At 63.7% G+C, this 11,580-nt stretch carries 9 protein-coding genes; 8 read left to right on the top strand and 1 reads right to left on the bottom strand.

The window, feature by feature from the left end; genetic code table 11:
• The first annotated feature begins 437 nt into the window (after positions 1-437).
• Entirely contained in the window at positions 438-2,615 is a 2,178-nt protein-coding gene (locus tag ACOKS3_RS27440; RefSeq protein ID WP_422764569.1) for a malate synthase G, read from the top strand.
• A 43-nt stretch (positions 2,616-2,658) separates the two neighbouring features.
• Here ACOKS3_RS27440 and ACOKS3_RS27445 read toward each other — a convergent pair whose 3' ends face one another.
• Complete coding sequence (locus tag ACOKS3_RS27445; RefSeq protein WP_103448685.1) at positions 2,659-3,198, bottom strand: response regulator; 540 nt, start codon at positions 3,196-3,198, stop codon at positions 2,659-2,661.
• A 115-nt stretch (positions 3,199-3,313) separates the two neighbouring features.
• On the opposite strand from ACOKS3_RS27445, the gene ACOKS3_RS27450 reads away from it, so the two are divergent.
• The 7 genes from ACOKS3_RS27450 to ACOKS3_RS27480 all read left to right on the top strand — a co-directional run bounded on the left by ACOKS3_RS27450 (position 3,314) and on the right by ACOKS3_RS27480 (position 11,564).
• Positions 3,314-5,251 (top strand): DUF294 nucleotidyltransferase-like domain-containing protein, encoded by a 1,938-nt coding sequence (locus ACOKS3_RS27450; RefSeq protein ID WP_103448684.1) that lies wholly within the window; start codon positions 3,314-3,316, stop codon positions 5,249-5,251.
• A complete protein-coding gene (locus tag ACOKS3_RS27455; RefSeq protein ID WP_422764568.1) occupies positions 5,248-5,958 on the top strand; it encodes a 3'-5' exonuclease in 711 nt (236 codons plus the stop codon). The genes ACOKS3_RS27450 and ACOKS3_RS27455 overlap by 4 nt, the downstream gene beginning before the upstream one ends.
• Before the next feature lie 102 nt (positions 5,959-6,060).
• On the top strand, positions 6,061-6,579 hold the full coding sequence (locus ACOKS3_RS27460; protein WP_422764567.1) for an RNA polymerase sigma factor: 519 nt from the start codon (positions 6,061-6,063) through the stop codon (positions 6,577-6,579).
• Positions 6,576-7,532: a FecR domain-containing protein gene (locus ACOKS3_RS27465; RefSeq protein WP_422764566.1), complete on the top strand. Its 957-nt coding sequence runs from the start codon at positions 6,576-6,578 to the stop codon at positions 7,530-7,532. The genes ACOKS3_RS27460 and ACOKS3_RS27465 overlap by 4 nt, the downstream gene beginning before the upstream one ends.
• Positions 7,533-7,766: 234 nt before the next feature.
• Positions 7,767-10,199 (top strand): TonB-dependent siderophore receptor, encoded by a 2,433-nt coding sequence (locus ACOKS3_RS27470; protein WP_103448680.1) that lies wholly within the window; start codon positions 7,767-7,769, stop codon positions 10,197-10,199.
• Positions 10,200-10,281: 82 nt separating this feature from the next.
• Positions 10,282-11,394 (top strand): PepSY-associated TM helix domain-containing protein, encoded by a 1,113-nt coding sequence (locus tag ACOKS3_RS27475; RefSeq protein ID WP_103448679.1) that lies wholly within the window; start codon positions 10,282-10,284, stop codon positions 11,392-11,394.
• Positions 11,391-11,564 (top strand): hypothetical protein, encoded by a 174-nt coding sequence (locus tag ACOKS3_RS27480; protein ID WP_181004529.1) that lies wholly within the window; start codon positions 11,391-11,393, stop codon positions 11,562-11,564. Before ACOKS3_RS27475 ends, ACOKS3_RS27480 begins: the two co-directional genes overlap by 4 nt.
• Positions 11,565-11,580 lie beyond the last annotated feature (16 nt).

The raw sequence follows: 11,580 nt of genomic DNA on the forward strand, positions 1-11,580 counted from the left end.
CGTCGGGCCGCCCAAGGCGGCGAAAATACGGGGGATCGACTCAGTATAGGCAAGGCGCGTCAACCTGCCGCAGGGCAATCCGCACAAACAATCGTGTACTGTTTCAAGATTTATCTGGAACAATCCACTGCTTTTTTGCGAACATACGTTCTCCCAGCGTGACCATACGCGACCAACCGGTCGCATAACGGCGCTTTTAGTCTGATTTTGCCTCGCCTACTGCTTCATGTAGTATCCCGTGGCGCGGACTACAAAACGTCGTTTGGATGTCTGCCAAGGCGCCTGTGAAAATACGCACACTGTCTGCCAGCCTGTCTGGCCGGCTGCACCCAGCCGCCTTCGGGTCTAGTCCGATGGCAAGCACTGGTACGTGTTTAGAGAAGCGCTACAGGCTTAATACAGAAGAGCGAAATAGCTGAGCAGAGGTGAGGCAAGCAATGACTGGATACGTTCAAGTCGGTGGCCTTCAGGTCGCCAAGGCCCTGTACGACTTCGTCAACAACGAAGCGATTCCTGGAACCGGCATCGAAGCCGATAAGTTCTGGGCAGGGGCGGCAGAGATCATTAAAGACCTCGCTCCAAAGAACAAAGCCCTGCTCGCCAAGCGCGACGAGCTGCAAGCCAAGATCGACGCCTGGCACCAGGCACGCAAAGGCCAGGCACACGACGCCGTAGCCTACAAAGCATTCCTCCAGGAAATCGGCTACCTGCTGCCACAAGCCGACGATTTCCAGGCCACCACCCAGAACGTGGACGAAGAAATCGCCCACATGGCCGGCCCACAGTTGGTCGTCCCGGTGATGAACGCCCGTTTCGCCCTGAACGCCGCCAACGCCCGTTGGGGCTCGCTGTACGACGCCCTGTACGGTACCGACGCCATCAGCGATGAAGGCGGCGCCGAGAAAGGCCAGGGCTACAACAAGCTGCGCGGCAACAAGGTCATTGCCTTCGCCCGCGCCTTCCTCGACGAAGCCGCACCACTGGCGGCCGGCTCGCACGTCGACTCCACCAGCTATCGCATCGAAGGCGGCAAGCTGGTCGTCGCCCTGAAAGGCGGCAGCAACAGCGGCCTGCGTGATGACGCCCAGCTGATCGGCTTCCATGGCGACGCCAAGGCGCCGACCGCCGTGCTGCTCAAGCACAACGGCCTGCACTTCGAGATTCAGGTCGACGCCAGCACGCCTGTCGGCAGCACCGATGCCGCCGGCGTCAAAGACATCCTGATGGAGTCGGCCCTGACCACCATCATGGACTGCGAAGACTCGGTCGCCGCCGTCGATGCCGATGACAAGGTCATCGTCTACCGCAATTGGCTGGGCCTGATGAAAGGCGACCTGGCCGAAAGCGTGAGCAAGGGTGGCAAGACCTTCACCCGCACCATGAACCCAGACCGCGAATACGCAGCGCCCAATGGCGGCAGCGTAACCCTGCACGGCCGTTCGCTGCTGTTCGTGCGCAACGTCGGCCACCTGATGACCAACCCGGCGATTCTCGATGCCCAGGGCAACGAAATCCCCGAAGGTATCCAGGACGGCCTGTTCACCAACCTGATCGCCCTGCACAACCTCAACGGCAACACCAGCCGCAAGAACACCCGCAGCGGCAGCGTGTACATCGTCAAGCCGAAGATGCACGGTCCGGAAGAAGTCGCCTTCGCCGCCGAGATCTTCAGCCGCGTCGAAGACCTGCTGGGCATGAAGCGTAACACCGTCAAGGTCGGCATCATGGACGAGGAGCGCCGTACCACGGTCAACCTGAAGTCCTGCATCAAGGCGGCCGCCGAGCGCGTGGTGTTCATCAACACCGGCTTCCTCGACCGCACCGGTGACGAAATCCACACCTCTATGGAAGCCGGCGCCGTGGTGCGCAAGGGCGCCATGAAGAACGAGAAGTGGATCGGCGCCTACGAGAACAACAACGTCGACGTCGGCCTGGCCACCGGCCTGCAAGGCCGTGCGCAGATCGGCAAAGGCATGTGGGCCATGCCCGACCTGATGGCCGCCATGCTCGAGCAGAAGATCGCTCACCCGCTGGCCGGCGCCAACACTGCCTGGGTACCGTCGCCGACCGCCGCCACCCTGCACGCCCTGCACTACCACAAGGTCGACGTGCAAGCGCGTCAGCGCGAACTGGCGTCGCGCACCCCGGCATCGGTCGATGACATCCTGACCATCCCGCTGGCAGCCGACACCAACTGGTCGGCCGAAGAGATCCGCAACGAGCTGGACAACAACGCCCAGGGCATCCTCGGCTATGTGGTGCGCTGGATCGACCAGGGTGTGGGTTGCTCGAAGGTACCGGACATCAACGATGTCGGCCTGATGGAAGACCGTGCCACCCTGCGCATCTCGGCCCAGCTGCTGGCCAACTGGCTGCGCCATGGCGTGGTCAGCCAGGAGCAGGTGCTGGAAAGCCTCAAGCGCATGGCTGCAGTGGTCGACAAGCAGAACGCCGGTGACGCCCAGTACCGCCCGATGGCGCCGAACTTCGACGACAACATCGCGTTCCAGGCGGCCATCGAGCTGGTGGTCGAAGGTGCCAAGCAGCCGAACGGCTACACCGAGCCAGTGCTGCACCGCCGCCGTCGCGAGTTCAAGGCGCGTAACGGTTTGTAAGCAACATCAGTGAAAGGGGCCGCTTTGCGGCCCCGATCCTGTGTCACTCGATCTTGAGTTCCTTCTTCACCAACCCCAGCAGTTTCCCCAGATCCACCGGCTTCAGCAAAAAATCCACCACCCCCAGGTGCATCACGTCCACCGCCTCCTTCACATCGGTGTCGCCCGACACCACGATGATCGACAACGCCGCTCGTTCCGACTCACGAATCTCCCGGATCAGTTCCAGGCCGTCGCTCGGCTGCATACGCAGGTCGGTAATCATCAGCGCGATGCGCGGTTCGTAATGCAGCTTGAACATCGCTTCCTGCGCGCCGTCAGCGGTCATGCACTCGATGCCCTTGCTTTTCAGGTACAGCTTCAACGCCTCGCTGTTCACTGTATTGTCATCGACAATCAGCACCACCGGGCTGGATGCTACAGGTGCGCTCACCACGGCCAACGCCTCGCGTTCGGCGTCACTCAGAATGTCGTCATGCTCAGCCATGGTCATCTCGTCAAAAAAATCCCGCTCAGTGGTTAGGACCGCAAAAGCCTTGTAACCCGGCTCGCCTTTCGTCGGGTCTTTGACAGCGCCACTCATAGACTTACGTCCAATGGGCACCACCCCGCTGCCAGCCGACCATGGGGACCGAGAACAACAAGGCCGCTCCTATATATAGATATATATAGTTCGGCGTAGCGATACGGTCAGTGTCATGAGCAAAAAGGACGCCTACAGTCAGGCGGGAAGAACGGCAGTACTGCAGAACATCCAGGGCACATTGCAGTTCCTGCAGCGTTTCCCGCCTTTCAACCAGATGGAGCAGAGCCACCTGGCCTTCCTGGTGGAACAATGCCAGCTGCGCTTCTATGCCAGCGGCGAAAGCATCATCAAACCTACGGATGGGCCAGTCGAGCACTTCTACATTGTCAAGCAGGGCCGGGTCGTCGGCGAGCGCCAGCACCTGGTCAAGCCTGGGGTGGAAACCACCTTCGAGATCACCGGCGGCGAATGCTTCCCGCTGGCAGCGCTGCTCGGCGAGCGGGCGACACGCACCGAACATTTGGCCGGCGAAGACACCTTCTGCCTGCAGCTGAACAAGGCCGCGTTCATCCGCTTGTTCTCGATGTCGGAAGTGTTTCGAGATTTTGCACTGCGTGGTGTCAGCAGCCTGCTCGACCAAGTCAACCAGCAGGTCCGCCAGCGCGCAGCGGAAAACCTCGGCACCCAATACTCGCTGAATACCCCGCTGGGCGAACTGGCCATGCGTCACCCAGTGGTCTGCGCGCCGGATACACCGCTGCGCGAGGCTGTGCGGATGATGCATGAACAGCAGGTCGGCAGCATTGTCGTGGTCGACCCGCAGCGCCACCCGCTGGGCATCTTCACCCTGCGCGACCTGCGCCAGGTGGTGGCCGCCGCCGATTCCGACCTCGGCGCGCCAATCGAGCAGAACATGACCGCCAAGCCGTTCTACCTCAGCCCCCAAGCCAGCGCCTTCGATGCGGCCATGGCGATGACCGAGCGGCATATCGCCCATGTCTGCCTGGTGGACAACCAGCGCCTGTGTGGCGTGGTGTCCGAACGCGACCTGTTTTCCCTGCAGCGGGTCGACCTGGTGCACCTGGCGCGTACCATCCGCCATGCGCCACGCCTCGACTCGCTGGTGCAGCTGCGTGGCGAGATCGGCCAGCTGGTCGAGCGCATGCTCGCCCACGGTGCCTCCTCGACGCAGATCACCCAGATCATCACCCTGCTCAACGACCACACGGTGTGCCGGGTGATCGAGCTGGCCATTGCCGAACGTGGCGACCCCGGTGTGCCGTTCAGCTGGCTGTGCTTCGGCAGCGAAGGGCGCCGCGAACAGACCCTGCACACCGACCAGGACAACGGCATCCTCTTCGAAGCCACCGACGACGCCGAAGCCGAGGCCATTCGCGCACGCCTGCTGCCCTTGGCGCAGTACATCAACCAGTGCCTGGCCCAGTGCGGTTTCACCCTGTGCAAGGGCAACGTCATGGCCGGCAACCCCGAGCTTTGCCTGTCACGTGCGCAGTGGGCGCGGCGCTTTGCCAGCTTCGTGCGCGAGGCCAGCCCGGAGAACCTGCTGGGTTCGAGCATCTACTTCGACCTGCGCGTGGTCTGGGGTGATGAACAGGGCTGTGAACAACTGCGCCGGCAGCTGCTGGAGCAGGTGGCGGACAACCGCATCTTCCAGCGCATGCTGGCCGACAACGCCCTGCGCCAGCGACCTCCGGTGGGCCGCCTGCGCGAGTTCGTGCTGACCCGCCAGGGCAACGACAAGGCCGCCACCCTCGACCTCAAGGTCCAGGGCCTGACACCTTTCGTCGATGGTGCCCGCCTGCTGGCCCTGGCCAACGGCATTGGTGCGTGCAACACTCTGGAGCGCCTGCGCCAGCTGGTCGACAAAGGGGTCATCGAAGCGCTCGACGGCGCAGCTTACGAAGAGGCCTACCACTTCATCCAGCAAACCCGCATGCAGCAGCACCAGCGCCAGACCCGCGACAACCTGCCGTACTCCAATCGCCTCGATCCGGACAGCCTCAACCACTTGGACCGGCGCATCCTGCGCGAATCGCTGCGCCAGGCCCAGCGCCTGCAGAGCAGCCTGGCCCTGCGGTATCAATTATGAGCCTGTTCGCCTGGTTACGCCCCGCTGCCCCGCCGCTGGACGATGCCTTGCGTCAGCGCCTGGCACGGCTACCCAAGGCCAAGCCGCCAGGGGTGTGTTCGTTGCGCGAGCAGCGCTGGGTGGTGCTCGACCTGGAGACCAGTGGCCTGAACCCGAATCGCGACCAAGTGCTGTCGATCGGCGCGGTGGCCATCGAGGACGGCGCCATTGATTTCGCCCAGCAGTTCGAACGCACCTTGCACCGACCCGAACAGAAAACCAACGCCAGCGTGCTGATCCACGGCCTCGGGCCAAGTGCCCTGGCCGCTGGCTGCGACCCGGCCGAAGCCTTGCTAGAGCTGCTTGAATTCATCGGCGACAGCCCGGTGCTGGCGTTCCATGCACCGTTTGACCAGCGCATGCTTGCCCGCGCCTTGAAGGAGAGCCTGGGCCATCGCCTGCAGTTGCCGTTCCTCGACGTGGCAGAACTGGCGCCGATGCTCAACCCCGACACCGTGTTGCGCGAAGCCGGGCTGGATGACTGGGTAACACACTTCGGCCTGCAGGTGGATGAGCGTCACCATGCCAGCGCCGATGCGCAGGTCACGGCGGAACTGGCGCTGATCCTGTTCAGCCAGGCCCGGCGCCAGCAGCTCGACAGCCCGCTGCAGCTGGAGCAGCGGCTGGGCGGCTGGCGGCGGCGCAAGGCGCATCACCACGGTTTTTGATGATGGCCATCCGATAAGCGTCCATTGCACCGACACCCTCCCCTCTGTAACAATCGCGAATAATTATCGTTAGTTAATGCATTCGTTCCGGGGGGACGCTGCGTGTCTTCTGTCCACAGCCCACACGCCGAACTGGTTGGCTCGCTGTACCGCGACCACCGCAGCTGGCTGCTCGCCTGGCTGCAGCGCAGCATGGCTTGCCGCCAGCGTGCCGAAGACCTGAGCCAGGACACCTTCGTGCGCCTGCTCGGGCGCGAGCAACTCGACACCCCGCGCGAACCGCGTGCCTTCCTCGCGGCCGTGGCCAAGGGCCTGATGTTCGACCACTTCCGCCGCGCGGCGCTGGAGCAAGCCTACCTGGCCGAACTGGCGCTGATCCCCGAAGCCGAACACCCGTCCGCGGAAACCCAGCACCTGATCCTCGAAGACCTCAAAGCCATCGACCGCCTGCTCAGCAAGCTGTCGAGCAAGGCCCGCGCAGCCTTCCTGCACAACCGCCTGGATGGCATGGGCCACGCCGAAATTGCCGAACGCCTGGGCGTTTCGGTGTCACGCGTGCGCCAGTACATCGCCCAAGGCATGCGCCAGTGCTATGTGGCCCTGTACGGGGAACCGACGTGAACAACACACCGGTTTCGTCGCGGGTGCTGGAAGCCGCCATTGCCTGGAAAATGAGCCTGGACGATGGCAACGGCACCCCTGACGAGCGCAACGAATTCATCCGCTGGCATGCTGCCAGCGAGGAACATGCCCGGGCCTGGCGCCAGCTAGGCGCCCTCGACCAACGTGTCAGCGTCGCTGCCGGCCCGGCTCGCCAAGCCCTGCTGCAATCGCGCGTCAGCCTGCGACGTCGGATCGGCAAGGCCGGAAGCGGGCTTGCCGGCCTGTTTCTGCTCGGCGCGATACTCAGCTGGGTCGGTACGCCTTCGTTGGCACCCAGTTACTGGCTCGCTGATCAGCGCACCGCCACCGGTGAACTGCGTACCTTGCGCCTGGCCGACGGCACGCTGCTTAGCCTCAATACCCACACCGCCGTGGATATCGACTTCGACGGCGACCAGCGTGTGCTGGTGCTGCATCAAGGCGAAATTTCGGTGGAAACCGGCCACGACGACCCTCGCCCGTTGTGGGTACGTACCGACGATGGCCGCCTTCGGCCGCTGGGCACGCGCTTCCTGGTGCGCCGCGAAGCCAACGGCACGCGCCTGGAAGTTCTGCAGTCGTCGGTAGCCGCCATGCCGCACAACAGCGGTGACGAACAGGTCCTGCACGAAGGCCAGCAAGTGCTGATGAACAGCAACGGGCTGGGCCAGATAGGTCCGGTGCACGCCGGGGCCGATGCCTGGACCCGCGGCATGCTGGTGGTCGACAACGTGCGCCTGGCCGACCTGCTGAAACAGCTGGGCCACTACCGCAGCGGTCACCTGGGCGTGGCCGATGAAGTGGCCGACTTGCGTGTGACCGGCAGCTTCCCGCTGACCGACACCGACCTGGCCCTGGCTTCGCTGGTGCCGGCGCTGCCGGTGAAAATCGAGCGGCATACGCCGTGGTGGGTGACCGTCGTTCCCAAGTAATCCTGTACCGGCCTCTTCGCGGCGGTTCGGCGCCCCGACAAGCCCGCTCCCACAGGATTTCCGCAGCCCTTGAATCTGCGACACACCTGAAGGAGCGGGCTTGTCCCGCGACGGGCCAGCGCAGGCAAAAGCCAGATTCAAATAATTCTCACTTTTCTTCCGATTCCCCCTGTCACTTCTGGAATCTCGCTCGGCAAGGAAGCAGTTAGCACTTATCCGTCGAGGAACCGCTGCATGTCCCGTGCCGTTGATCGTATCCTGCGTCCTAGCCTGATGGCCCTGGCCATCGCCATGGCCGCACCATTGTCCAGTACCGCACTGTTCGCCGCCGAGCAGTCCGCGCCGCGCGCCTACAACCTGCCCGCCGCACCGCTGGCAAGCACCCTGAACCAGATCGCCAGCCAGGCGGGCATCGCCCTGGCCATCGACCCGGCGCTGGTCAGCGGCCGTACCTCGGCCCCGGTCAATGGCCAGTACGATGGCCTCGGCGCCCTGCAGGCCGCCCTGCTGGGCACTGGGCTGCAACTGCAGCAGAGCAGCGTCGGCAGTTACAGCCTGGTCGCTGTACCGGAGGGCGCCCTGGCCCTGCCGGAAACCACCGTGAATGCCGCCAGCGCTTACGAGAGCGCCTGGGGCCCGGTCGACGGTTACCTGGCCAAGCGCACCGCCGCTGGCACCAAGACCGACACCGCGCTGGTCGAAGTCCCGCGCTCGATCTCCGTGGCCACCCGTCAGCAGATGAGTGACCGCGGCGTGCACAGCCTGGACGACGCCGTGAAATATATGCCGGGTATCGTCTCCGCCAGCTTCGGCAGCGACACCCGCTACGACTGGATGCGCGTGCGTGGTTTCGAGCCGACCCAGTTCCTCGACGGCCTGCCACTGCCTCGCGGCGTGTATGCCAATCCGAAAGCCGAAACCTGGAACCTCGACCGCCTGGCCCTGCTGCGCGGCCCGGCCTCGTCGCTGTATGGCCAGACCCCGCCCGGCGGCCTGCTGGACATGGTCAGCCGCCGCCCGCAGGCTGAAAGCGCCCACGAAATCGAACTGCAGTACGGCAGCGACAATCACCGCCAGATCAACTTTGCCAGCACCGGCAAGATCGATGACCAGGGTCAGTTCCTGTACAGCGTCAGCGGCGTGATCCGCGATGGCGGTACCCAGATCGACCACATCGACGACAAGCGCTACAACATCGCCCCGAGCCTGACCTGGAACATCGACGACGATACCTCGCTGACCCTGCTGACCCAGTTCACCCGCGACGATACCGGCGCCACCAGCCAGTTCCGGCCGATCCAGGGCACCAAGATCGACATGCCGTTCGGCAAGATTTCCCACCACAAGAACCTGGGTGACCCGGACTACGAATTCTACGACCGCACCTACTACGCGCTGGGCTACGCCTTCGAACACCGCATCAACGATGTCTGGCAGTTCCGTCAGAACCTGCGCTACACCAAGACGGACCTGGCGTTCCAGACCATCACCCCCGGAAGCTACAACGCAACCACGCCGCCAGTGAAGGACGATGGCACCGTCAGCCGCATGTCCACCAACACCGATGAAGACATCAGCCAGTTCGCGGTGGACAACAACTTCCAGGCCGACTTCGCCACCGGCGACGTGACCCACACCCTGCTGCTGGGCCTGGACCACCAGCGCGTCAACACCAACTACCTGTCGATCTTCGGCTTCAACGTGCCGGACAGCAACGTGAACAACCCGGTTTACGGGGTGCCGATCACCCGCCCGGACCGCTCCACAGCGTTCTACGACTATGACCAGAAAACCCGTCAGACCGGCGTGTACGTCCAGGATCAGATGGCCCTCGGCAACTGGCGCCTGACCCTGGGCGGTCGTGAAGACTGGGTGCACACCAGCACCAAGTACTTCAACCAGGGTGATGCCACCAATACCCAGCGGGACAAGCAGTTCAGCGGCAACGCCGCCATCAGCTACGTGTTCGATTCGGGCTTCGTACCGTACCTGTCGTATGCCGAGTCGTTCCAGCCGGCCGCCAATGCCTCCGCGTCCGCTACCGAATCGTTCAAACCGACCGAAGGCAAGCAGTGGGAACTGGGCATCAAGTACCAGCCACCGGGCTCCAACACCCTGTTGTCGGCAGCCGTGTATGACCTGACGCAAAAAAACGTCTCGGTCACCAACAACGAAGGCGGTGTGACCTTCACCAGCCAGACCGGTGAAGTGAAAGTCCATGGCCTGGAGCTGGAAGCGGTTTCCGACGTCACCGAAAACCTCAAGCTGACCGCCGCCTACACCCTGGCCAAGTCGCAAGTGCAGGATGGCCTGTACAAGGGCAACCGCCTGCAGCTGATGCCCAACCAGCAAGCTTCGCTGTGGGCCGACTACACCTGGCACAGCGGCATGCTCGACGGCTTCGGTATCGGCGGCGGCGCGCGCTATACCGGCAACACCTACGGCGACCAAGCCAACACCTACCTGGGCAAGGCCAACGCCTACACGGTGTTCGACGCTACCGTGCACTACGACCTGGGGCGCCTGAGCAACAGCCTCAAGGGCGCGTCGGTGGCGGTCAATGCCACCAACCTGTTCAACAAGGACTATCTCTCCACCTGCGATGGCTACTACTGCTACTACGGCGACGAACGTAGCGTCGTGGCCAGCGCTTCCTACAAGTGGTGATGACCTGACTGGCTGAGCATGTCGACCAAGCCGTCCACCTGGGGCGGCTTTGGTCTTTCTGGACGTTGAGAAACATAATGTAATGAAAAGCCCAACTATCCGCCGCTGGTCCGTGGTCCACACCTGGAGCAGCCTGGTCTGCACCCTGTTCCTGCTGTTGCTGGCACTCACCGGCCTGCCGCTGATCTTCCACCACGAACTCGAACACCTGCTCGGCGATGCCGCAGAACTGCGCGAGATGCCCGCTGGCACCCCGCACCTGGACCTGCAACAGCTGGTGCTGAAAGCTGAGCAGCACCGCTTCGGTGAGGTCGTGCAGTACTTCGGCTTCGATAAGGACCAACCCAACGGCGTACTTGCGATCACAGCTGCCACCGCCGGCACCGAACCCAATTCTTCCCATACCTTCATGCTCGACGCCCGCACCGGCGAAGCCGTGGCGATGCCGGCCGCCAATGGCGGGTTCATGATGCTCATGCTGCGCCTGCACGTAGACATGTTCGCCGGCCTCCCCGGCAAGCTGCTGCTGGCCTTCATGGGCGTGCTGTTCGTCGTTGCGATCGTCTCCGGCAGCGTGCTCTACGCACCGTTCATGCGCCGCCTGGAGTTCGCCACCGTACGCACCGACAAGTCCCGCCGCCTGCGCTGGCTCGACCTGCACAACCTGATCGGCGTGGTCACCCTGGCCTGGGCCTTGACTGTCGGCGTCACCGGCGTGATCAGCGCCCTCTCCGACCTGGTCATCGCCGCCTGGCGCAACGACAGCCTGGCCGCCATGGTCGCCCCTTATCGTGATGCCCCGCCGCTCACCGAAAGGGCGCCAGCCAGCCGCTTGCTGGACATCGCCGAACAGGCCGCACCCGGCATGCGCCCGGACTTCATCGCGTTCCCTGGCACACGCTTCTCCAGCGAGCACCATTACGCAGTGTTCATGAACGGCGCCAGCCACCTGAGCTCGCACTTGTTCACACCGGTGCTGATCGATGCCCGCACGCTTGAGGTGACCGCAGTCGGTGAGCGGCCCTGGTACATGGACGCCATGGGGCTGTCGCAACCGCTGCACTTCGGCGACTACGGTGGCCGTCCGATGCAGATCCTGTGGGCGGTGCTGGACGTGCTGACCATCATCGTGCTCGGCAGCGGCGTGTACCTCTGGTGGGGCAAGCAACGCCGGCCACGGGAGGCAAAGGCATGAGCCATCGTTCGCGATCAACTGCCAGAGTGCTCGTCTGGCCAGCCGCCATTGCCTTGCTGGGCGCGCTGGGGCTGTTCGCCGCCCTGCTCGGTGATGGTGCCTGGGACATGCTCGCCTGGCTTGGCCTTGGCATACCCGCGTGGCTTAGCCTGCGCGGCCTGCTCCAGTGAGGTAGACGTTTAACTC

Source organism: Pseudomonas sp. HS6-2 (assembly GCF_049325675.2).
In the GTDB taxonomy this organism is placed as follows: domain Bacteria; phylum Pseudomonadota; class Gammaproteobacteria; order Pseudomonadales; family Pseudomonadaceae; genus Aquipseudomonas; species Aquipseudomonas putida_N.